This is a genomic window from Shewanella sp. MBTL60-007, from assembly GCF_019654915.1.
GTDB lineage: Bacteria > Pseudomonadota > Gammaproteobacteria > Enterobacterales > Shewanellaceae > Shewanella.
Genome location: NZ_BPET01000058.1, coordinates 16,065 through 39,239 on the forward strand (window position 1 = coordinate 16,065; position 23,175 = coordinate 39,239).

Below are 23,175 nucleotides of genomic sequence, written 5' to 3' on the forward strand. Positions count from 1 at the left end.
TCAGTTTAGCTTCTTAATAAGCTCTGTACGTCTTTACTCTGATTAGAAGATAGATGCACCTCAAGCTGCGGGTAAGCCAGCTCTAGATCGTTCTCACGTAGCTTTTTGCTGATCTGTTTATGTAGCTTGTGCTTAAGCGGCCAACGGGTGCCCATATCTTTGGCATAAGCACGTACTTCGAAATCTTGGGTATGTTGACCAAAACCGGCAAACCAGACTTCAGGCTCGGGTGAGAGTAGAGCATCGTCACACTCTTGTACAGCCTGATAAAGCGCAGCCTCTACTCGTGCTGGATCGGAGTCGCGCGCCACCGATACATAGATGATCACTCGTGTGATTGGATCTGATAAGGACCAGTTGATCAGCTGCTCGGTAATAAATGCCTTGTTGGGTACGATGATCTCTTTTCTATCCCAATCGATAATCGTGGTGGCACGAATTTGGATTTTACTCACGGTGCCGGTGAGATCGCGGATGGTTACCGTATCGCCAATACGCACTGGTTTCTCGAACAGAATGATTAGACCTGAGATAAAGTTAGCGAAGATCTCTTGTAAGCCGAAACCTAAACCAACTGACAGGGCGGCAACCAGCCACTGCAGCTTAGACCATTCCATCCCTAAGGTCGAGAAGCCAGCAAGTACACCAAACATCACCACTAAGTAACGGCTAACAGTGGTTAAGGCAAAGCCTGTACCTTGGCTGAGATCTAGCCTCTGTAGAATCGTCAGTTCGATAAGACCGGGCAGGTTAGTCGCTATCATCATGGAGAAACCAACGATGATCAGCGATAGCAGCAACGATTTAAGGGTGATTGGGAGTTGCTGTTCGATACCGTTAACTGTGGTGTTGCTCGACCACAGGGTAACCCCGTCAAGCAGTGAAAACAGTGCGGTATGGGTTTGAGTCCATAGGCCAACGATGCTGGCTAAGAAGGCTAGCAATAATAGTGAACGTACTAAGCCTAATGACTGGCTCGAAATTGTCTCTAGATCGACTATTGGCTCTTCGTAGGTGTCGGCTTGCTCGTTGACGCTTACTTCACCTTTCTCACGTTGTGCCAGTACTTCTGCACGCTTGGCCTTGGCTCGTTCGAAGGCGATGCGGCGACGTTCAATTAACATCCAACGTTTGATTAGGTTGAATAGCAGCAAGAAACCTAAACCGAATATCAATGATAACTGCAGCTGCAGGAACATCTGGAATGCGGTGTAGTAGTAGCCTTGGAAAGCCAACACGGCGCAGGCGAGTGGCATGAAAATTAGCATGGCCCACAACAGCTTTTGGAGTAGCTTCTTATTCTTACTGTGATCGGCAGTATCTTCTTTGTTAGATAGGCTTAGCATATCTTTGTAAAACCAAAACAGCATCAAACAGAAGATAATAAATGCACCGCGGCCGAGACTGTTGCGAACTAAAGAGGTGTCAATCACCTCAGTAAAGGCCATGATCCCTAAGAATGGGGTTGCCATAATGGTGAACTGTCTAAATCGCTCCTGTCCTGAGCGAACAATGCTTCTTGGCGATTTAAAGTGATTAATCAATAAGCCTCTGTCTAACGCCAGTAAGTAGATGAAGCGATAAAGTTGGTAGAGCAGACCCAGTGCCATGATCCCCATACCGATGGCGGAGACGAAGTTATGACTCGATAGGTAGAAGATCCCGCCAGCTAACACTATAGGTAGCGGTTTAAGCAGGCTGTAACCTAGCGAGTTTATAAGTACATGGAATGTATAGATAAACTTATCTTGAGTCACATTGCCGACGAAAGGCAGTTCACGACGCATCGCCGATTTAAACTTCGGGGTCAAAATGTCTTGAGCTATGATGCTGAGCACAAACAGTATTAGCCACCATGACCACAGGTTCCCCTGCTCATCTAATGAGCTCTGCATTTGACTCCAAGGAGCTTGTTGCAGCATCCATTGAATGCTCTGGTGCAGATCGGTGATCCATAAGCTGCCAATGCTGTTTGCGTTTGGTACCCAGAATAGGTGTTCGTTCAGTGTGCTCTTAAGCGTTAAGTATTGCTGGTTTAGTTGCTCATAACTGACCCTTAGATCGGCCAATTCACTCAGGTACTGGTCGTAACTTTGCAGTAGTTGCTGCAGCAACATGCCTTGAGAAGAGAGCAGTTTTGCTTGTAAAGAGTTATCTGCACCAATAGAGGTGACTTGCTGACTATTAAGGGTTTGTGCCTGCTCAATCTGGTAGCGAGCGAGTCGAGTATTGGCTATCTCGCTCTGCACCGGATCTTGATTTGGGGGTTTAGGCAGTGCCTGCAGCATTTGCAAGAAGCGTTCACCAAAGGCTGAGTTTAGCTTAATCCACCCTATTTGCTGCTGGATCGTGGTCAGCTGTTTGGCTTGTGCTTGATATTGGGCTTCCGCTTGCTCCTGCTGTGTAAGCGTAAGGCTGATTTTATGGTTCAACTCTTTTAAGTTCTCACCATAAATTAAATTGCTGTCGCTAAGCTCTTGGGCGATAGGATCATGCTGTTTGTCATCGGGCAGCAAGCTACCTGCAATCGCCGCTTCGGTGCGCGCCTGTCTTTGCAATACAATCTCTTGGTTTAGGCGTTCAATAAGCAGCTCTTGTTGAGCCAATTGCTCTCGGACTAACTTGAGCTGCAGCTGATTTAAATCGATCTCCTTTTGGCTGCTGGCCAATAGCGCTTCGAGCGTTTTGACCTCTTGCTCGTAGAGGCGTCCTTGAGCCATTAAGAGTTGATTATTAATGGTTTGCTCTTCACCAATGCGAATTTTTTTATGTTTCTGTAATGCTTCACGAGCATTAACGAGTGCATCGGGCAACTCGTTATGGGACTTGATTAGCGCATTTATTTTTTGGCCTAAGCTTATTTCAACGTCTTTGAGTTCCGATAGGCGCAGATAGGCGAGTGAAGCCTGCTGGTTGATATCTTGCAGATCTAAGTCGCGAGGTGCCTGCTGCGCATCTTCAATTTGGCTTAGTAAGTTTTGCTTATGTTTCGCATAGTTATTGAGTAGTTCGCGGGCACTGTTTTCTGTTAGGACTAAGTCATGGATCTTGTCCTCGAGTAGCCCGAGCTGCTCTTGTGGTGTCGATTCGCTGTTGGTAGACGAGAGCCCTAGACGCTTATCAATTTGAAGTGGTGAGTTAGCATTAGCCGATAAGGCGAATAGGCACAGCAGAAGCAGAAAAAAACGATGCATGATAAGAGTATGAATAAGGCAAAAAGGACATGTTCATATTAGCCAAGTTAGCTTGATAAATAAATCGCTCTAAGCACTCTTTTTTACACGGTTTGACTTATGGTTCTGCTGAGTTTCAAACAGTGCGGTAGCAACCACTAAGGTTCCACCTACGACAGTTTTAAGCGCTAGCTCTTCATTGAGTAACAACAAAGCTAACATGGCACCATAAAAAGGTTGCAGGCAGGAGACTAGGCCAACCGTTTTTGCGCTTAGAAGCCTTAATGCTGACGTAAATAGGGCATGGGGGGCTGCGGTAAAAACCACTCCCAGTAAAATAATCAACCACCATACATTTTGCTCGATGCTACTTAGCTCTACGTTTAGCCAAGGAGCCAAAAAGAACACGGCAACCGAGGTCTGATAGAACATGGCTTGTTTGCCACTGTAAGCGGTGAAATAGCGTTTATGCAGTAGGTTGCGAGCGGTAAAAAGCGCGGCGGATAAGATGCCGATAGCAATCCCTAAGGTGACATCATTACCTAGACTAGCCTCTGGGATAAGCAGCGATACGCCAATGAGCACCAGGATACCACTGATGACATCGGCCAGTTTGAGCCTTGTCTTGGTGACTATGGGTTCGACTAAAACCGTCATTACAGGGTAGGTAAAGAAGGCGATCATGCCGATGGCAACCGATGAGAGTTGCATTGAGGCAAAGTAAGTGACCCAGTGCAGGCTGACGATGATGCCAAGCCCTATAGCGATGAAGTAGTCTTTCTTGGCGTTTAATGACAGTCGTTGTTTGCTGAGTTTGACGATTAACGCTAGCACTGTGGCAGCTACGAGGCAGCGCAACAGAGTGATATCGATCGCACTAAGAGGAATAAGCTTTGAAAATAAAGCGGTACCACCGAAAAGTAGTACCGCGAAGTGTAGTTCTAACAGCCCTGTCTTTTTATTGTCCATGTATCCCTTTAGAAATTAGTCTTCGATTTTCGCAAAGGCTTGACCCATACGAGTCACGCTCTTTGCTTCTACTCCATCGGCAAATTCATCGAGTGCGTCTTTGGCGAAAAGCATTACTACTGTGCTACCTAGCTTGAATCGTCCCATCTCGGCGCCTTTCTCAAGGGTTACAGCGTTCGGGCCTTCGGTCGGGTAATCCCAAGTGAATACTTTCTTACCTGTAGGTGGCGTTACTGTGCCTGCCCAAACGGTTTCGATACTTGCCACGATTGTTGCGCCAACCAATACCATTGCCATTGGACCTATTTCGGTCTCAAAAATAGCGACAACACGTTCATTGCGGGCAAATAGTCCAGGAACATTTTCGGCGGTTAACGGGTTAACAGAGAAAAGTTCACCAGGTACATATGTCATCTTAGACAGAGTGCCTTTAATTGGCATATGAATGCGGTGATAATCTTTAGGAGCCAGATAAATGGTGGCAAAGTCACCGCCTTCAAAGCGCTTAGCATCTTCAGCTTGATCGCCTAGCAATGCAAGTGAAGAATAATCATGTCCCTTAGCTTGGAAAATTCGGCCTTCTTTAATCGGGCCAAGTTGACTCACTGCGCCGTCAACAGGGTGGACAATGTAATCATTGTCTTCACAAATTGGACGAATTCCCGGTTTTAACGCACGGGTAAAGAACTCGTTGAAGGTTGGGTAAGCTTTAGCCTCAGGCTCTGCAGCTTCGCTCATATCAATCTTATATTGCTTGATAAACCAGTTAATAGCGGCTGTAGTTACTGAGCCCATCTCGGCTGCAGCAAGTTTCCCCACCAGACGAGAAAGCAGGTGCTTTGGCATTATGTACTGCAGGGCAATTTTGATCTTATCCAATTTCAATATCCTTTAATCTTTTCACCTAAGGTGAAACCTTATCTATGTTTTATAAAACCAGCGAGCTGTTGTACGACAAAAATTATCGTAGGAAAACATATTAATCTTAGTTATTCGCTGATTTGAATTTATGTGCTTAATTAATACGTTGTGACTACTCGTCAGGCCCCGCTCTAAAATGGCGAGCGTGTCTTTGCTCATCGAGACTAGCAATAATACGGTGGTAATTATTGTATCTGTCTTCGGTGATTTCACCCGCTTTAAAGGCCTCTGTAATAGAGCAGCCTGGATCATTTAAGTGCTTGCAGTCTCTAAACTTACAAGTCCCTAAATAATCTCTAAACTCAACGAAGCACCAACCTACCCGCTCTGCGGGCAGATGCCATAACGCAAATTCTCGCACACCAGGGGAGTCAATTAAATCTCCACCGGTTGAAATGTGTAGCAGTTTTGCTGTGGTGGTGGTGTGCTGACCTAGCCCTGAGTTTTCGGAGATATCACCAGTAAGCAGTTCGGCGTCTGGCATCATAGCATTGATCATCGATGACTTACCGACACCTGACTGACCCACAAATACGTTTACCTTGTTATCCATCAGTGCGTGAAGTTGCTCGACACCTTCACCTGTTTTGCTGCTGACCCGATAGACTCGATAGCCGATCGCCTCATAGCGTTTGAGGGCTGCATCGATCTCTGGGGCTTCTTCTGGCGTAATCAAATCAACTTTATTCAAGATGATAACTGGCTCGATACCAGTATCTTCGGCAGCGACAAGATAACGGTCAATAATCTGGGTGGTGAATGCCGGCTTTACCGAGGTCACAATTAAAATCTGATCGATATTGGCGGCGATGATTTTCACCCCGTCATAAAGATCTGGGCGTGAAAGCTGAGAATGTCTTGGATGCACAGCCTCAACGACACCTTCGATACGACTTGCTCCAGACTCGCTGGTCAGTGCTAGGCGTACGAGAACCTTGTCTCCAGTAACCAGACTTTTAATATTGCGACGAATATTACAGCGAGCAAGGTGGCCTGAATCTGTCTCGACGTCAGCGTGTTGGCCGAAGCGAGAAATAATGGTGCCTTGCTGCTCAGGGCCTAACGTACTGTCTTGTAGGTCAGTCGTCTCGCCCGCCTCGCGGCTCTGTAATTTCTTTTTTTGGTTGGTCCGCATTCTGCGTAATTGACCATGGCTTAGCGGTTTCTTTTTACTCACGTATTAGTCTTCAATGATAAAGGTGATTTTGTGTTGCTTAAAAAACCAGTATGATACACGGTCTAGAATAAAAAAGCCTGAATTTAGGCTAACAGGAATAACAGGTCGCGTTATGGCTATAGATGAAAACAATCTGATTTGGGTCGATTTGGAAATGACAGGACTTGAGCCTGACGTTGACAGAATTATTGAAATTGCCACGATAGTGACAGATAAAGAGCTCAACATTATTGCGCAAGGACCTGTTTTTGCCATTCATCAATCAGATGAACAGCTCGCTTTAATGGATGACTGGAACCAGAAACATCACGGCGAGTCTGGTCTTATTGATCGCGTGAGAGCCAGTACGGTAAATGAAGCGCAAGCGATCGAGCAGACAATTGCCTTTTTATCGCAATATGTGCCTGCGGGTGTTTCACCTATGTGTGGTAATAGTATTGGTCAAGATCGTCGTTTCTTAAATCGTTATATGCCAGCACTTGAAGATTACTTCCACTATCGAAATATCGATGTGAGTACAATTAAAGAGCTTGTTCGTCGCTGGGAGCCATCGGCAATGGAAGGCTTTAGCAAGAAGAACACTCACCAAGCATTACAAGATATCGAAGAGTCTATCGCTGAATTGCAGTTTTATCGAACTAAAGTATTTAGAATTTAACCAATCAGTCAGATTATTTGAAAGAAAGGGTTGCAGAGTAGGAAAATTTTCATATAATGCGGCCTCAACTTTTCGCTAAGCACCAAACTTAGCGGCTGATAGTTGAAATGCGACATTAGCTCAGTTGCTAAAGGAACAACGATACCTTTAGTTAATGTTTACAGTTAAGCTGCAGTAAAAGATTTATGCGACATTAGCTCAGTTGGTAGAGCGATACCTTGCCAAGGTATAGGTCATCGGTTCGAACCCGATATGTCGCTCCAAATTAAAACTTATGGGAACACCAAGTCCGGTAAGTAAAAAAGATTTACGCGACATTAGCTCAGTTGGTAGAGCGATACCTTGCCAAGGTATAGGTCATCGGTTCGAACCCGATATGTCGCTCCAAATTAGAACTTATTGGAACACCAAGTCCGGTAAGTAAAAAAGATTTACGCGACATTAGCTCAGTTGGTAGAGCGATACCTTGCCAAGGTATAGGTCATCGGTTCGAACCCGATATGTCGCTCCAATTTCAAGATTTGTGCGACATTAGCTCAGTTGGTAGAGCGATACCTTGCCAAGGTATAGGTCATCGGTTCGAACCCGATATGTCGCTCCAATTTAAAGATTTGCGCGACATTAGCTCAGTTGACTCTTTATGAGAGCAAAAGGGCGATACCTTGCTAAGGTATAGGTCATCGGTTGTTTGTTTCGAACCCGATATGTCGTTTCAATCAAAGTAAAGTTTTATGCGACATTAGCTCAGTTGGTAGAGCGATACCTTGCCAAGGTATAGGTCATCGGTTCGAACCCGATATGTCGCTCCAATCCCCCCCTTAGTCATTCCTAACTAAATATCAGCTATAACTTTTAATAAAGTCTCAAAATTTATATGCGGCATTAGCTCAGTTGCGCTCGTAGAAATGTTGATACCTTTTTTTTGCCAAGGTATAGCGCCTGCTTTTATAAACAGCCGGTTCGAACCCACTGTCGATAACATCAAAAGCTCGCTCCAATCTCCCCCTTAGTCATTCCTAACTAACCTCTGCTTTAAGTCTTAATAAGCCCCTGATTACTGATGCGGCATTAGTCCCTTTGTGCCTCGTAGACCCCATAGGCTAAGCTTAGTTTTGTTTAAATTACAGCTCATTCCATCTTCTTTGTCATATCTGCCTATGTGAATAGGGAGCCAATTTTTGTTGATGTTCATTTTCAATGTCGTGATCTTGTGCTGGATGTTTGCGTGATCAAGCGCTTATTTCTTTAATTTTCTCTAAAGTAGCCTGATTTGCTTTTTCTAAAGTTTGACTGCGTTCAAATATTAAGTCGGTTTTTCATACCATAATTAAAACTGACTAAAATTTGGACGTGTCACATTAATGGTGGCGGACTAAGGAGCTCAACAAATGCGTATTCAACAACTCCGTGAACTTTTAGAGTATGTGGCGAAATGCCGCATAGAGATGGCGCAACTCTATAGCCGTTTACACTCACAAGCAGACTCTTCAAGAGTAAAGCTGATGTTAGAGTACTTTCAGCAACATGAGCGGAATACTGCGGAAAAGTTAGAGAATTACATTGATGATGCGCCTAAAAAAGTCTTAGACACTTGGTATAAAGATATTGTTTTCGAAGACTTTATTGGCCACTGCCAGAAGCTTACTCTGCCTGGGAGCATGAATGAGGACGATGTATTGGAGTTGCATCTTAAGCTCGATAACAGCTTAATCGAGCTGTTAGAGAAAACCGCTAGCTCCTCTGCTACAGCAGAAACTAAGGGGGCACTGGAAGATCTCGTTAGAGTTAAAAAGATCCAGCAGCAACGATTGGTCCACAGCAGTATTCGTATGGACGATATCTAAGCCAGCAGGTATTCGTCATTAAGGCACCGTGAGGTGCCTTTTTTGACTGCAATGCAAATCAAACGAGCCGCTATAATTGTGGTAGATCAAACTTAGGTTATCTATTGAGGTTTAGCGTTCATTTGCACTTAAGCCTTTGCCTTTAAGCTACTACATTAGTTATTCCCCAATCTTCAGGAACCGTGATATGCGCCAAGCAAACTTAATTCCGACATCTCTGTTTCAGACCCAGCAGATTAGAACTGCAGAATTGTCAGCTGTAGAAAGTGGCGGTGTCAGCTTGTATCAATTGGTAGAAAGAGCGGGGGCTGCCGCATTTCAACTATTAAGTGAAAGGCAAGCAAACACTAACGAAGTTTTAGTCTTAGCGGGACACGGTAACAATGGCGCAGACGCTTATGTTACCGCCTCACTGTTATTAGAAGCGGGTTTTGACGTTACATTACAAGCCAGTACGCCCCGTACACCGAGTGACGAGCTTAAAAGTGCTATTTGTCGATTCTTAGAATCTGGAGGCGAGACCGTAGAATTTTGTTCGTCCCAGATTGCCGAGGCTGAAGTCATTGTTGATGGCTTATTGGGAACCGGAATTACAGGAGAGTTAAGTGCGGAACTCACTAGCGTTATTGATGCTGTTAATCATAGCCGTGCTTGGGTACTTAGCCTCGATGTTCCTTCTGGTCTGAATCCTGATACAGGCAGCTATACCACTACAGCGATAGAGGCAGATGTTACCCTGACCTTTGGTGCTGTTAAGCAAGGTTTATTGACTGGGAAGGCTCGCCACCATTGTGGCGAACTCTTGATAGCAGAGCTGGGGTTAACAGACTTTTTACCTGAACCAAGTGCTACTCAGATTGTGAGTAGCCAGTGTGTAAAGGCATTTGTTCCTCGTAAGCGAGATGCCCATAAGGGGGATTGTGGCAAGGTTTCTATCGTCGGTGGTGATTATGGTATGGCAGGAGCTGTCAGGCTTGCTGCTGAAGGTTGCTTAAGGAGTGGGGCGGGCTTAGTCACTGTCGTATCAAGGCCTGAACATCAGCTTATCGTTAGCGCTACTCGTCCTGAATTAATGTTTTGGGGCTGTGAACTAGTCGATATGGAAGTTTATTTGAAACTAGGTTGGGCATCGGCTTTGGTTATCGGGCCTGGCTTAGGAACAGGTGATTGGGGTTATAACTTACTTAAGGCTGTCGATCTTAGTGATAAGCCCTGCGTGATTGATGCCGATGGGCTCAATCAGCTGAAGGGAATGCCGATGAGGCGCAAGGACTGGGTCTTAACTCCTCATCCGGGTGAAGCGGCTAGGCTGCTTGGAGTGAGTATTGAAGAAGTTGAGCAAGATAGGTTTAGGGCTGTAAGGCAACTGCATCAGGAATATGGCGGGGTTATTGTACTTAAGGGTGCTGGAACGTTAATTTTTGATGGTGATAACTTAACGGTTGCGCCTGTTGGTAATCCAGGTTTAGCCAGTGGCGGCTGTGGCGATGTACTTGCTGGGGTGATCGGTGGGCTGATGGCGCAAGGGCACACGAGTATGGAAGCGGCCTGTTTAGGGGTAGTGATCCACGGGCAAGCGGCAGACTTAGCCGCTAAATCCGGTGAGCGTGGTATGTTAGCCAGTGATTTGATGCCTTACATTCGCCAGTTAGTTAATGAAATCTAGTTTAGAAAGCTAGGTGATTAGGTTAAAGTACTGCATTCTACGCTGGAAATTACTAGGACACTTTTCGATTCGTAATGAGTATGCAAGCAATTACATTAAATTTAAGTGATGAGCAAGAAACCGTTAAGTTAGGGACTGAGTTAGCAGGACTCATTAGCCCGCCATTAACGGTTTATTTAAGTGGTGATTTAGGGGCTGGAAAAACGACCTTTAGTCGTGGGCTTATCCAAAGTCTTGGACATCAAGGTGCGGTTAAGAGTCCTACATATACTCTAGTCGAGCCCTATGAGTTAGATGGCTTAGATGTGTATCATTTCGATCTATATCGTTTGTATGATCCTGAAGAGTTAGAGTTCATGGGAATACGCGATTACTTTACTGATCGCAGCCTCTGTATCGTAGAGTGGCCTGATCGTGGTCATGGTTTATTACCTCCTGCTGATATACATATCCATATTAATTATGTTAATACTGGGCGGCAGATTGAATTACAGGCTCTTTCTTCGAAAGGTGAGAAAATACTGGCGGCCATAAATAATAATGATAATAAACAGTAATATATTTAGATTCTTTCTACTTTTTGTTACTTTCGGTGCTTCATTTTTTGCGCAGAGTGCGAATAAACTCGAAAGCGTAAGAATTTGGGCTGCGCCAGAGTCAACTCGTATCGTACTCGATTTAAGTCAGTCTCCAGATTACAGCTATTTTACGCTGACAAATCCTTACCGCTTGGTCGTTGACTTAAAAAAAGCATCTAATAACGTCGATCTTAATAAGATCAAAAACAACAGCAAGCTGGTCAAAAAGGTACGTAAGAGTAAACCGCCAGAAAAAGGCACTTTACGTATTGTTATCGATCTGGCAAAGCCGGTTAAAGCTAGCCTATTTGCATTGCCTCCAACAGCCCCATACGGTAATCGTTTGGTGGTTGATTTAGATAGCGATGGCTCAACGGCGAAAAAACCACCTGTTAGTAAGCCGAAAAACCAGTTGAGAGATGTGGTCATCGCAATTGATGCGGGTCATGGCGGTGAAGATCCTGGCTCCATAGGGCCAACTGGTATATATGAGAAAAGGCTGGTTTTAGAGATATCTAAGAAAGTTGAGGCAAAAATTAATGCAACACCCGGTATGCGTGCGGTAATGACGCGCACAGGTGATTACTTCGTTAATCTGAATAAGCGATCCGAAATTGCGCGCAACAGTAAAGCCGACCTCCTAATCTCTATTCATGCTGATGCTTTTACCTCGCCTCAGCCTCAAGGTGCGTCAGTATGGGTTTTATCTATGCGCCGTGCTAACAGTGAAATCGGTCGTTGGTTAGAACAAAAAGAGAAGCACTCAGAGTTACTGGGCGGAGCGGGTGAGATTATTCAAAACACTGACAATGAACAGTATCTGGCGATGACCTTGCTAGATATGTCGATGGATCGCTCAATGGCGATTAGTCATAACATTGCCGGAGATGTACTTTCCAATCTTGGACGAGTGACAAAGCTACATAAGCATAAACCTGAATCGGCAAGTTTTGCGGTATTAAAGTCGCCAGATATTCCCTCGATTTTAGTTGAAACGGGTTTTATCTCTAATCCGAGAGAAGAGCGTCTATTATCACAACGCGATCATCAAAATAATGTAGCTAAAGCGATTCATAAAGGGGTTGTGAAGTATTTTGAAGCTAACCCTCCAGTGAATTCAATGTTGGCAAGCAAAAGCAGTGTTGAGCATAAGGTTCGCAGTGGTGAATCGCTATCTGTTATTGCGCATCGCTATCAGATCTCAATAAGCAGTTTGAAGAAGGCCAATAACCTTACTTCAAATAACATTCGAATTGGCCAAAAACTGAAAATCCCAAGAGCTTAAGGCTGTTAAGAGTAAATCATGGCAATAGAAAAGTTACCGCCACAATTAGCTAACCAGATCGCAGCCGGCGAGGTAGTTGAACGCCCTGCGTCTGTGATTAAAGAGCTGGTTGAGAATAGCCTTGACGCTGGCGCCACTCGTGTCGATATTGAGATCGAAAAGGGTGGCGCTAAACTGATCCGTATCCGCGATAATGGCTCAGGGATCCCAAAAGAAGATTTGAGCCTAGCCCTGTCAAGGCATGCGACCTCTAAGCTTAAATCTCTCGATGACTTAGAAGCCATTTTAAGTTTCGGTTTTCGTGGCGAAGCCTTGGCGAGTATTAGCTCCGTATCTAGGCTGACTTTAACCTCACGCACAGCTGATCAGACAGAGGCTTGGCAGGCCCAAGCCGAAGGTACAGAGATGGCTGTTAAAGTATTGCCAGCCGCTCACCCTATAGGCTCAACCGTTGAAGCGGTAGACCTGTTTTTTAATACTCCAGCAAGACGCCGATTCTTAAAGAGTGATAAGACAGAGTTCACCCATATCGATGAGTGGCTCAAGCGTATTGCATTGGCTAGACGTGATATTTATTTCACCCTTAAGCATAATGGCAAGACGGTACGCAATTACCGTCCTGCGAATACTGAGACACAATATCTCCAACGCCTTGGACAAATTTGTGGCAAAGCGTTTGCTGAGACTTGCTTGAGAATTGAGTGTAAGCACAACGATTTAAGCTTGAGTGGGTACTTACAGTCACCCCATGCTGCTAGTGGATACAGTGAGACGCAGTATTTTTACGTTAATGGCCGTCTAGTTAAAGACAGACTGGTCAATCACGCGGTTCGCCAAGCCTTTGCCCAATATGCCGAGGGAGTCTCTCCTGGCTATGTACTTATGCTAGAACTGGATCCTCATCAAGTGGATGTGAATGTCCATCCTGCTAAGCATGAGGTACGTTTTCACCAGAGTCGTTATGTGCACGATTATATTTTGCAGGCACTACAGTCGGCGATGACCCAATCGGTACAACTTCCCATCGCTGCCGAATCGGAAGAGCAAGCTGCGATAAGTTGGCAGGCGAGTCCTACAAGGGGCGCCGTTGCCGCTAATTACTCGGAAGAGAGTGCAAGTAAGCCATCGGCTAACTTAGATTTGAGAGAGCCTAACGTATCTTCTCGACAAGTAGATTATTCTACTGGCAGTAACAGTTATCGAAGTGAATTAAAATCAACCTCTAGGGGCGCTCAAGGGAGTTCGCCTTCACTGAGTAGTATTCGAGCTTACGGCGAACTCTTAAATACAAATACAGCTGTGCCTCAGAATTCCGGTACGCCTTTGCGAACAGAAAATACTCAAGTGGGTATGGGCAGAGTAAGTCATGGCGGCGCGAATATGCCGCCAGTCATTGCAGGCATGTATTGGGTGCTGGTTAAAGAGGATAAAATATCTTTACTTGATATCGCAGTGGTCGCTAAAGCCGTACAAAAAGCGGAAATTAGCGCTAAGTTCGCACAGGGATTAATTGGTCAGCCTCTATTGATGCCTGTCGCAGTTGCGGTCGATGATGATTGGGCTGAGATCATTGAAAATCGCGATCAACTACTACGAAAGTTAGGAATTGAGCTATCTATTCGTCTTGGGCAGTTGATTATTAAGAAAGTGCCCCCATATCTAAGAGACAGCCAATTGGCGGTTATAATCCCTGAGTTATTGCAGTGGGTCCGGTTAGAGTTACCAAGCGATGCAGCCGTCATAAAGTGGCTTGCTGAGCAAGCTGCAAACCGATTTACCTCCGCAAGTGAGGCATGGTTTGCCCTAAATACGTTGCCTGATGATGTACAGGGCGAGCTTTATAATCAATCCCAGGACTTACCTTGGGAGCAATGGATAAAAGAAAACCAGAGTGACCGATAAAAAATCACAGAAAATTATTACCTTAATGGGGCCAACGGCCTCAGGTAAAACCGCATTAGCGATTGAGCTTGTTAAGCAGTATGACTGTGAGATTATCTCTGTGGATTCTGCGTTGATCTACAAAGAGATGGATATTGGGACCGCTAAGCCTGATGCTGCGGAGCAAGCCGCTGCCCCCCACCGTCTTATCGATATTATCGATCCTGCACAGAGTTATTCAGCGGCTGATTTTAGACGTGACGCCTTGGCTCAGATCGAAGATATATTGAGTCGTGGTAAGACGCCCCTGCTTGTTGGGGGCACTATGATGTATTTCAAAGCTTTGTTAGAGGGCTTATCACCGCTTCCTGCTGCCGATGAGGCAATTCGAGAGCAAATTGCAGCCGAGGCTGAAACCAAAGGCTGGCAAGCACTGCATGATCAGCTAAGAGAAATAGACCCTGTGTCTGCAGAGCGAATTCATCCCAATGATCCACAGCGCTTAGCTAGAGCATTAGAGGTTTATCGAATTAGCGGTCAATCTTTAACAGAGCTTACTAAGACTAAGTCAGACGCATTCCCTTACGAAGCTGTGCAATTTGCGATTGCGCCAAGCGACAGAAAGGTGTTACATAAGGCTATAGAAACTCGATTTAAAACCATGTTAACTCTAGGGTTTACTGAAGAAGTTGAGCGTTTAAAGGCTCGAGGTGACTTGCATTTAGATCTACCTTCCATGCGCTGCGTAGGATATAGACAGTGTTGGCAGTATCTCGATGGTGAAATTGACTATGATACTATGGTCGAAAAAGCTATTGTTGCTACTAGGCAATTGGCAAAACGTCAATTAACATGGTTACGCGGATGGCCCGATTTAATTTGGCTAGAAAGTGGAGCCGAAAGTAATCTTGCAACAGTAATGCGACATAGTCGCTAGCTTATTAGCTGTTGCTGTATAATACTAAAACCAAAGATAAAGTTTTATCGTATTAGAATAACTATTAATTTTAATTAAAAAGGAAATTAGAAAATGGCAAAGGGGCAATCTTTACAAGACCCGTTTTTGAACGCATTGCGTCGTGAGCGCGTTCCAGTATCTATTTATCTTGTTAACGGCATTAAGCTTCAAGGACAAGTTGAGTCTTTCGACCAATTCGTTATTTTGCTTAAAAATACAGTAAGCCAGATGGTTTACAAGCATGCCATTTCTACTGTGGTACCTTCGCGTCCATTTAACGTGAGCAACCATCAAGCGACAAATGCTCAAGCTGGCTATAACGCACAGCATGACGATGGCGACGATAAGTAATTTATTATTAAGGAGATTGCTTTTTGTTTGATCGTTATGAGGCGGGAGAGAAAGCGGTACTTGTCCATATCGACTTTACTGACGAAAATAACCGAGAAGATTTAGATGAGCTGAAGCTTTTAGTTGAATCGGCTGGTGCTCAGTCAATCGGTGTGATCTCTGGTAGTCGTCGTTCACCTGACCGCAAATTTTTTGTGGGTTCAGGTAAGGCGGAAGAATTAGCTGCGATGGTTGCGGCAACTGACGCCAATGTGGTGATTTTTAATCATGCATTAAGTCCAGCTCAAGAGCGTAACCTTGAGCAGTTGTGCGAGTGTCGTGTACTCGACAGAACAACCTTGATCTTGGATATTTTTGCTCAAAGAGCAAGAACGTTCGAAGGTAAGTTACAGGTGGAGCTAGCGCAATTGCGCCACATGTCGACTCGCCTAATCAGAGGTTGGACGCATTTAGAACGTCAAAAGGGCGGTATTGGTCTTCGTGGACCCGGTGAAACTCAATTAGAAACCGACAGGCGACTATTAAGAGGCCGGATCAGCACGATTAACCGCCGCCTAGCAAAAGTTGATAAACAGCGTGATCAGAGTCGTAGAGCGCGACAGCGAAGTGATATGTCAACCGTGTCGTTGGTGGGATATACCAACGCGGGGAAATCAACGCTGTTTAACGCGTTAACGACATCAGATGTATACGCTGCGGATCAACTGTTTGCTACATTGGATCCAACATTGCGCAAGTTAGAACTGCGTGATGGTGCGGTTATCTTAGCTGATACCGTAGGATTTATTAGGCATCTACCCCATGATTTAGTTGCTGCTTTTAAGGCAACACTGCAGGAAACACGACAGGCAGATCTACTTCTGCATGTTGTCGACAGTGCAGATGAAAACATGGGAGATAACTTTGAGCAGGTACAAAACGTGCTCAAGGAGATCGATGCCATAGAGATTCCACAATTGATCGTCTGTAATAAAATCGATCTATTGGATGAGGTAACACCTCGCATCGACTACGATGATGAGGGGACACCGATTAGAGTCTGGGTTTCTGCTCAGCAAAACAAAGGCTTGGAATTAGTTGAAGAAGCGATAAATCAACTTGTTGGTAAGGCGGTTCTAGAGCTAACATTAAAAATTCCGGCTTCGGCTGGGCATTATCTTGGTCAGTTTTATAAACTGGATGTAATACAGCAGAAAGAGTATGACGATCTGGGGAACTGTATGATCTCTGTTCGCTTGTTGGAGGCCGATTGGCGTCGACTGGTAAAACAGAGCCTAGGTGAAATTGAAACTTTTGTCGTCGACTCTGTCGGCACATAATTAAGTATTTTAGTAATCTCGTTTATTTCATACACTTATGGAGTACTAAATGGCTTGGAACGAGCCCGGTAACAAGGGACAAGACCCTTGGGGAAATAAGGGTGGTAATGATAAAGGACCACCAGATTTAGATGAAGTTTTTCGTAACCTTTCTAAGCGCTTTGGCGGCAAAGGCAATGGTTCAGGCGGCAGCATTAGTGGTGCGAGCTTAATCATTGTTTTGGTTATTGCCATTGTGGTGTGGGGACTTTCGGGTTTCTATACAGTCAAAGAGGCTGAGAAAGGTGTTGCCCTTCGTTTTGGCGAATATGTCGGAGAAGTCGATCCAGGCCTTCAGTGGAAAGCCACTTTTATCGATGAAGTGACACCAGTAAACGTGCAGACAGTCCGCTCAATTCCTGCATCAGGAAGTATGTTAACAGCGGATGAGAACGTGGTATTGGTTCAGCTTGATGTTCAATATCGAGTGAGCAACGCTAAAGATTACCTTTATAGCGTAGTCGATGCCGATGCCAGTTTACGTGAAGCGACAGATAGTGCACTGCGCTATGTGATCGGTCACAACACCATGGATGATATTTTGACCACGGGTCGAGACAAGATCCGTCGTGATACATGGGACGAAATCGAGCGCATTATCGCTCCGTACAAACTCGGTATTACAGTTGTTGACGTAAACTTCTTGCCTGCTCGTCCACCAGAAGAGGTGAAAGATGCCTTCGATGATGCGATTGCAGCACAAGAGGATGAACAGCGCTTTATTCGTGAAGCAGAAGCCTACTCGCGCCAGTTAGAGCCAAAGGTTCGTGGTACTGTGCAACGTATGGATCAACAAGCGATTGCTTATAAGCAAAGAGTGATTCTTGAAGCGAAAGGTAAAGTGGCTCGTTTTGAACAGTTACTACCAGAGTACAAGCAAGCACCAGAAGTGACGCGTGAACGTATGTATTTCGATACGATGCAAGATGTCATGAGTGGTACTAACAAAGTACTTATTGATGCTAAGAATAGTGGTAACTTGATGTATTTACCATTAGACAAGTTGATGCAGAATAGCCAAGCGCACAAGTCTGCCAGCACTAATACTAAACCGGCAAAGCCTGTTATGTCAGTTAATAGTACAACTCACACTAACAGCAGCATTCCTCTCGATGGTCGCCCATCTAGAGGTGAACGTTCGTTGGGGAGGAACTAAGTGATGGGTAGATTTACAGCGATAATCGTAGCGGTGCTTATTGCGATTTCATTGTCTTCACTTTTGGTTGTGAATGAAGGTGAACGTGCCATCGTTTCTCGATTCGGAAAGGTACTTAAAGACGATGGCGTGACGCGTGTCTATAGCCCTGGTCTACACTTGAAGATCCCTATGCTTGATAAAATTAAGTTTATGGATGCTCGAGTACAAACTTTAGATGGCGCAGCGGACCGCTTCGTGACATCTGAGAAAAAAGACTTGATGGTCGATTCATACGTGAAGTGGCGTATTAAAGATTTCGAACGTTATTACCTTTCTACCAATGGTGGTATTAAGGCGAATGCCGAAACCTTACTACAGCGTAAGATCAACAACGACCTTCGTACCGAGTTTGGCCGTCGCACAATTAAAGAAATTGTTTCCGGTAGCCGTGATGAGCTGCAATCTGATGCACTTAAAAACGCAGCAGAGAGCGCTGAAGACTTAGGTGTTGAAGTTGTCGATGTGCGAGTTAAGCAGATTAACTTACCTGCAAACGTCAGTACCAGTATTTATCAACGTATGCGTGCAGAGCGTCAAGCCGTTGCTAAAGAGCATCGTGCACAGGGTCAAGAGCAAGCGGAAATTATCCGTGCTAAGACAGACGCGAGTGTGACCATTCAAACTGCAGAAGCAGAGCGTAAAGCACTGACTACACGCGGTGAAGGTGACGCAGAGGCGGCAAAGATTTACGCCGATGCATACACTAAAGATCCTGAGTTCTTCAGCTTTATGCGTAGTTTAGATGCATATAAAGCGAGTTTCTCTGGTGATAAAGACGTTATGGTGCTTGAGCCAGACAGTGAATTCTTTAGATATATGAAGAGTTCTTCAGGAAAGTAGTCGTTCCTAAAAGTTAATAAAGAGGCCTAACAGTGAGTTAGGCCTTTTTTTATGCCTTTTACTCACTATTTATACGCGGTCGCTAATTCCTACCTATTCCGTCAAGTATCGTGTTATAGCCTACGAAAAGTAAATTCACGCAAGCTAAGTCACTAATTTAGAAGAATATGAATGAAACTATTTAGGATGTTCTGCTAATGAAAATGGCCGTTTTTGTTGGTTCTGATGCGTACTTTTTATGCAGAAGTAGCATTAAAACCAACATAGTTAACTAAGTTGAGTGTTTTAACTATGATCTGCTTCAAGTTTTTGGCTATAATGGGCTGCGTCTCAAATTCGGGTTTAAATTTCGGTTTAAATCAGCTTTGAAAAAGATAGATAAAACAAAAATTCCAACACTCTCTGGAGACAAGTGGATGAGCAATGCGCCAGTCGATACCGGACGTCGCAGATTCCTGACCGCAGCCACCGCCGTAGTTGGTGGTGCAGGTGCCGCTGCTGTAGCGGTTCCGTTTATAAAGTCATGGAATCCGAGTGCCAAAGCTAAAGCAGCAGGTGCGCCGGTAGAAGTAAATATTAGTAAAGTAGAGCCAGGTCAACTTATTCGAGTTGAATGGCGTGGTAAGCCTGTATGGGTTGTTCGTCGTACGCAGGAGATCATTGATGGTCTACCAGCAATCGATGCTCAACTTCGCGATCCAGACTCTATTGAGCCTCAGCAGCCTGCATATGCACAGAATCCTGAGCGTTCAATTAAGGCTGAGTTCTTCATAGCCGTAGGCCTATGTACTCATCTAGGTTGCTCTCCAACTTACCTACCAGATACATTTGGTGAGCAGGTCGAAGGAGTCGCATCAGGCTTCTTCTGTCCTTGTCACGGTTCTAAGTTTGATATGGCTGGTCGCGTATTCCAAGGTGTACCAGCACCATTGAACCTAGTTATCCCTCCACATCAATATATTGATGATAACACCGTGCTTATTGGTGTTGATAAAGGAGTTGCGTAATGGTTAAGAATATTGTCAGTTGGATTGACGAACGCATTCCTATGACCGCTACGTACAATCGTCACGTGGGTCAGTATGCGACACCAACCAATTTTAACTTCTGGTACTTCTTTGGCTCGTTAGCCATGTTAGTACTGGTAAACCAGTTGCTTACAGGTATCTGGTTAACAATGAACTACGTGCCAACAGCAGAAGGCGCGTTTGCTTCTATTGAATACATCATGCGTGATGTAGAGTACGGTTGGTTACTGCGGTATATGCACTCCACCGGAGCCTCAGCTTTCTTTGTGGTGATCTATCTTCATATGTTCCGTGGTCTAATCTACGGTTCGTACCAGAAGCCTAGAGAGCTATTATGGCTATTTGGTATGCTCATCTTCCTTGTGCTGATGGCTGAAGCATTTATGGGTTACTTGCTACCTTGGGGGCAGATGTCTTACTGGGGCGCGCAGGTAATTATCTCACTATTCGGCGCAATCCCTGTTATCGGTGATGACCTAACACTGTGGATCCGTGGTGACTTCGTGGTGTCGGGAGCAACTCTAAACCGCTTCTTCGCATTACACGTTATTGCACTGCCGCTTGTACTTGTGGTTTTAGTATTTTTACACTTAATCGCACTGCATGAAGTGGGCTCTAACAACCCAGATGGCATCGAAATTAAGAAGAATAAAGATGAGAATGGCTGGCCAAAAGATGGCATTCCATTCCACCCGTACTACACAGTGAAAGATATCATGGGCGTTGCTGGCTTCTTGATTGTCTTCTGTTATGTATTGTTCTTTATGCCTGAAGGTGGTGGTTACTTCCTTGAAAAGCCAAACTTTGAAGCGGCTAACCCAATGAAGACACCAGAGCATATCGCGCCAGTTTGGTACTTCACACCTTTCTATGCAATTTTACGTGCTATCCCAGATAAGTTAATGGGAGTTATCGGCATGGGCTTAGCTATCGCAGTACTGTTTGTATTGCCATGGTTAGACCGTTGTAAGGTTAAGTCAATCCGTTACCGCAGCATGATCCATAAGGTGAATATCAGTCAGTTTGCTATCTCGTTCCTAGTACTAGGTTACTTAGGTGCGGTACCAGCAACGCCTGCACTGACGATTGTTGCTCGTATCTTCACTCTAACTTACTTTGGTTTCTTCTTATTCCTATGGATTTACAGTAAGAATGAAAAGACTAAGCCGGTACCAGAGAGGTTGACACACTAATGAAAAAATTACTGATTGCATTAGTTGCATTGGTGCCAACTCTGGCTATCGCAGCCGGGGGCGGAGCACCTCTAGAAAAGGCAAATATTAACCTGAATGACCAAGAGTCTCTACAGCGTGGCTTGGATCTATTCCAAAATAACTGTGCAGGCTGTCATAGTACTCAGTATCAACGTTATGAGCGCGTTGCAACAGACTTAGGCATTCCGCTTGACGAGATGCGTGCTAAGTACGTACCTGAAGGTACCAAGATTGGTGAGTTGATGGAAAATGCTATTCCAGATGCAGATGCTGCAAAATGGTTTGGCGCATCGCCTCCTGACTTGACACTTGTTGCCCGTGTACGTGGTGAAGATTGGATCTATTCATACCTTCATGGTTTTTATAAAGATGAAAGCCGTCCATTTGGTGTGAACAATACGATTTTCCCTTCGGTAGGTATGCCGCATGTGCTTGAAGGTCTTCAAGGTCTTCCGGTAAAACAAGAAGATGGAACGCTAGTAGCAACTGGCGGAACGCTATCTGCAGAAGAGTATGATCAAGTGGTTCGAGATATCACGGGGTTCTTGGTTTACTCTGGCGATCCTATCAAGCTTGAGCGTGAACGCTTAGGTTGGTGGGTGATGGGCTTCCTATTTATTTTCTTTATTGTGGCCTACCTCTTAAAGAAAGAGTACTGGAAAGATGTACACTAACCCCAAATAAAGGTTAGAATGTATTATCCGCAAATTGTAAACGGGGAGCCTTGCTCCTCGTTTGTGTTTGCATTTTTTGCTTTTGATTTGTGAATCCCGGAGGGTATCAATGGCTGTTGCTGCCAACAAACGCTCAATCATGACCCTGTATTCAGGTGCAGACGACCTTTATAGCCATCAAGTACGTATCGTGCTTGCTGAAAAAGGTGTAACGGTTGATGTACTGCAGGTTGATCCAAATGAGATCCCTGAAGACTTGATCGAGCTTAACCCGTACAACACAGTGCCAACTTTGGTAGACAGAGAGCTAGTACTTTATAACTCTCGCATCATTATGGAATATTTAGATGAGCGTTTCCCTCATCCTCCACTAATGCCTGTTTATCCGGTTTCACGTGGTCAAACTCGTCTTTGGATGCACCGCATCGAAGAAGACTGGTATGCACTTGTAGAGCGTATCAGAAAAGGCGACCGTGCCGATGCTGCTCGTAAAGAGCTTCAAGAAGGCCTAACTGCGATTGCCCCTATTTTCGGTGAAGTGCCTTACTTCATGAGCGAAGAGTTTGGTCTAGCTGATTGCTATCTTGGCCCACTATTGTGGCGTCTACCTGTACTAGGCATTGAGCTTGATAGCCGTACAGCTAAAGATATCAAAGCTTACATGACACGTTTATTCGATCGTGAATCATTCAAAGCTTCTTTGACTGAGACTGAGCGCGAAATGCGCATGGGTATCTAATGAAAGAGCTAACCCCAAATCGTCCATACTTGCTGCGGGCTTATTACGACTGGTTGATGGATAACCAGTTAACGCCTCACGTTGTTGTCGATGCTTATGTGCCTGGCACACAAGTACCACAGCAATATGTTAAAGACGGCCAGATTGTGCTTAATATTACCGAAAGTGCTGTGGGTGGCCTGCAGATCACTAATGAGTTTATTGAGTTCAGTGCGCGTTTTGGCGGTGTTCCTCAGCAGGTACTATTGCCTATGGCTTCGATTGTTGCTATCTACGCCAGAGAAAATGGTGCGGGTACGGTCTTCGAAATGGAAGAAGCGTATCAATTAGATTGTGATGCTGAAGAAGAGTCTGGGCTTTCGGTGGTACTGAAAGAGCCTGTTGCTGAAACTAGCGAACCAGAGGCCGAGAAAGTTGAGGCTAAAGAGCCAAAACGACGCGGTCACTTAACCTTGGTTAAATAAGCTGTAAAGTCTGTTTCAACGTAATGAAAGCCAGTCTCTAGACTGGCTTTTTTGTGGCTAATTTTTATTTAGTGTCTTGTCCTGGAATGTGTTTACACATTTAGGACTTTATTATGACCACACCAATACCAGCCCGCGTTAAGCGAACACAGCGAGATTATTCGTTAGGCTTTAAATTACAAGTTGTAGCTGCCGTAGA

At 44.9% G+C, this 23,175-nt stretch carries 20 protein-coding genes and 6 tRNA genes; 22 read left to right on the plus strand and 4 right to left on the minus strand.

From position 1 onward, the window contains the following. Positions 1-5: 5 nt before the first annotated feature. The 4 genes from K5Q92_RS19050 to rsgA form a co-directional block, all read right to left on the minus strand. Positions 6-3,194 carry a mechanosensitive ion channel domain-containing protein gene (locus K5Q92_RS19050; protein ID WP_220770470.1) on the minus strand — a complete coding sequence of 1,063 codons (3,189 nt, stop codon included), beginning with the start codon at positions 3,192-3,194 and terminating at the stop codon, positions 6-8. Positions 3,195-3,263: 69 nt separating this feature from the next. Further along, positions 3,264-4,142 (minus strand): DMT family transporter, encoded by an 879-nt coding sequence (locus K5Q92_RS19055; protein ID WP_220770471.1) that lies wholly within the window; start codon positions 4,140-4,142, stop codon positions 3,264-3,266. Positions 4,143-4,157: 15 nt separating this feature from the next. Next, positions 4,158-5,021, minus strand: coding sequence for an archaetidylserine decarboxylase (asd, locus tag K5Q92_RS19060; protein ID WP_220770472.1), 864 nt, complete (start codon positions 5,019-5,021; stop codon positions 4,158-4,160). Positions 5,022-5,175: 154 nt separating this feature from the next. After that, positions 5,176-6,240: a small ribosomal subunit biogenesis GTPase RsgA gene (rsgA, locus tag K5Q92_RS19065; protein WP_220770473.1), complete on the minus strand. Its 1,065-nt coding sequence runs from the start codon at positions 6,238-6,240 to the stop codon at positions 5,176-5,178. A gap of 112 nt (positions 6,241-6,352) precedes the next feature. On the opposite strand from rsgA, the gene orn reads away from it, so the two are divergent. The 22 genes from orn to K5Q92_RS19175 all read left to right on the plus strand — a co-directional run bounded on the left by orn (position 6,353) and on the right by K5Q92_RS19175 (position 22,976). Beyond that, on the plus strand, positions 6,353-6,898 hold the full coding sequence (orn, locus tag K5Q92_RS19070) for an oligoribonuclease (RefSeq protein WP_220770474.1): 546 nt from the start codon (positions 6,353-6,355) through the stop codon (positions 6,896-6,898). 187 nt (positions 6,899-7,085) lie between these two features. Then, positions 7,086-7,161, plus strand: a tRNA-Gly gene (locus K5Q92_RS19075). Between the two features lie 48 nt (positions 7,162-7,209). Beyond that, positions 7,210-7,285, plus strand: a tRNA-Gly gene (locus K5Q92_RS19080). A gap of 48 nt (positions 7,286-7,333) precedes the next feature. Next, a tRNA-Gly gene (locus K5Q92_RS19085) sits at positions 7,334-7,409 on the plus strand. Between the two features lie 14 nt (positions 7,410-7,423). Continuing rightward, a tRNA-Gly gene (locus K5Q92_RS19090) sits at positions 7,424-7,499 on the plus strand. 14 nt (positions 7,500-7,513) lie between these two features. Further along, a tRNA-Ser gene (locus K5Q92_RS19095) sits at positions 7,514-7,610 on the plus strand. A 21-nt stretch (positions 7,611-7,631) separates the two neighbouring features. Then, positions 7,632-7,707: transfer RNA gene (locus tag K5Q92_RS19100), tRNA-Gly, on the plus strand. A gap of 579 nt (positions 7,708-8,286) precedes the next feature. After that, positions 8,287-8,742, plus strand: a complete 456-nt coding sequence (locus K5Q92_RS19105) for a hypothetical protein (RefSeq protein ID WP_220770475.1) — start codon at positions 8,287-8,289, stop codon at positions 8,740-8,742. 187 nt (positions 8,743-8,929) lie between these two features. Next, positions 8,930-10,408, plus strand: coding sequence for an NAD(P)H-hydrate dehydratase (locus K5Q92_RS19110; RefSeq protein WP_220770476.1), 1,479 nt, complete (start codon positions 8,930-8,932; stop codon positions 10,406-10,408). An 80-nt stretch (positions 10,409-10,488) separates the two neighbouring features. Next, on the plus strand, positions 10,489-10,965 hold the full coding sequence (tsaE, locus tag K5Q92_RS19115; protein WP_220770486.1) for a tRNA (adenosine(37)-N6)-threonylcarbamoyltransferase complex ATPase subunit type 1 TsaE: 477 nt from the start codon (positions 10,489-10,491) through the stop codon (positions 10,963-10,965). Then, positions 10,949-12,271, plus strand: coding sequence for an N-acetylmuramoyl-L-alanine amidase (locus tag K5Q92_RS19120; protein WP_220770477.1), 1,323 nt, complete (start codon positions 10,949-10,951; stop codon positions 12,269-12,271). The genes tsaE and K5Q92_RS19120 overlap by 17 nt, the downstream gene beginning before the upstream one ends. An 18-nt stretch (positions 12,272-12,289) precedes the next feature. Continuing rightward, the gene (gene mutL, locus K5Q92_RS19125) at positions 12,290-14,173 is read left to right on the plus strand and encodes a DNA mismatch repair endonuclease MutL (protein WP_220770478.1); all 1,884 of its coding nucleotides are present in this window, start codon (positions 12,290-12,292) and stop codon (positions 14,171-14,173) included. Between the two features lie 25 nt (positions 14,174-14,198). After that, positions 14,199-15,089 carry a tRNA (adenosine(37)-N6)-dimethylallyltransferase MiaA gene (gene miaA / locus K5Q92_RS19130; protein WP_220770487.1) on the plus strand — a complete coding sequence of 297 codons (891 nt, stop codon included), beginning with the start codon at positions 14,199-14,201 and terminating at the stop codon, positions 15,087-15,089. Between the two features lie 93 nt (positions 15,090-15,182). Continuing rightward, positions 15,183-15,461, plus strand: coding sequence for an RNA chaperone Hfq (gene hfq, locus K5Q92_RS19135; RefSeq protein ID WP_028766005.1), 279 nt, complete (start codon positions 15,183-15,185; stop codon positions 15,459-15,461). 23 nt (positions 15,462-15,484) lie between these two features. Then, positions 15,485-16,780, plus strand: coding sequence for a ribosome rescue GTPase HflX (hflX, locus tag K5Q92_RS19140; protein ID WP_220770479.1), 1,296 nt, complete (start codon positions 15,485-15,487; stop codon positions 16,778-16,780). 49 nt (positions 16,781-16,829) lie between these two features. Then, positions 16,830-17,975, plus strand: coding sequence for an FtsH protease activity modulator HflK (gene hflK, locus K5Q92_RS19145; protein WP_220770480.1), 1,146 nt, complete (start codon positions 16,830-16,832; stop codon positions 17,973-17,975). A 3-nt stretch (positions 17,976-17,978) separates the two neighbouring features. Beyond that, entirely contained in the window at positions 17,979-18,857 is an 879-nt protein-coding gene (gene hflC / locus K5Q92_RS19150; RefSeq protein ID WP_220770481.1) for a protease modulator HflC, read from the plus strand. 416 nt (positions 18,858-19,273) lie between these two features. After that, positions 19,274-19,864 carry a ubiquinol-cytochrome c reductase iron-sulfur subunit gene (petA, locus tag K5Q92_RS19155; protein ID WP_220770482.1) on the plus strand — a complete coding sequence of 197 codons (591 nt, stop codon included), beginning with the start codon at positions 19,274-19,276 and terminating at the stop codon, positions 19,862-19,864. Continuing rightward, on the plus strand, positions 19,864-21,078 hold the full coding sequence (locus K5Q92_RS19160) for a cytochrome bc complex cytochrome b subunit (protein ID WP_220770483.1): 1,215 nt from the start codon (positions 19,864-19,866) through the stop codon (positions 21,076-21,078). The genes petA and K5Q92_RS19160 overlap by 1 nt, the downstream gene beginning before the upstream one ends. After that, on the plus strand, positions 21,078-21,773 hold the full coding sequence (locus K5Q92_RS19165) for a cytochrome c1 (RefSeq protein WP_220770484.1): 696 nt from the start codon (positions 21,078-21,080) through the stop codon (positions 21,771-21,773). The genes K5Q92_RS19160 and K5Q92_RS19165 overlap by 1 nt, the downstream gene beginning before the upstream one ends. Before the next feature lie 109 nt (positions 21,774-21,882). Continuing rightward, on the plus strand, positions 21,883-22,512 hold the full coding sequence (sspA, locus tag K5Q92_RS19170; protein WP_012156731.1) for a stringent starvation protein SspA: 630 nt from the start codon (positions 21,883-21,885) through the stop codon (positions 22,510-22,512). Then, positions 22,512-22,976 carry a ClpXP protease specificity-enhancing factor gene (locus tag K5Q92_RS19175; protein WP_220770485.1) on the plus strand — a complete coding sequence of 155 codons (465 nt, stop codon included), beginning with the start codon at positions 22,512-22,514 and terminating at the stop codon, positions 22,974-22,976. The genes sspA and K5Q92_RS19175 overlap by 1 nt, the downstream gene beginning before the upstream one ends. Positions 22,977-23,175 lie beyond the last annotated feature (199 nt).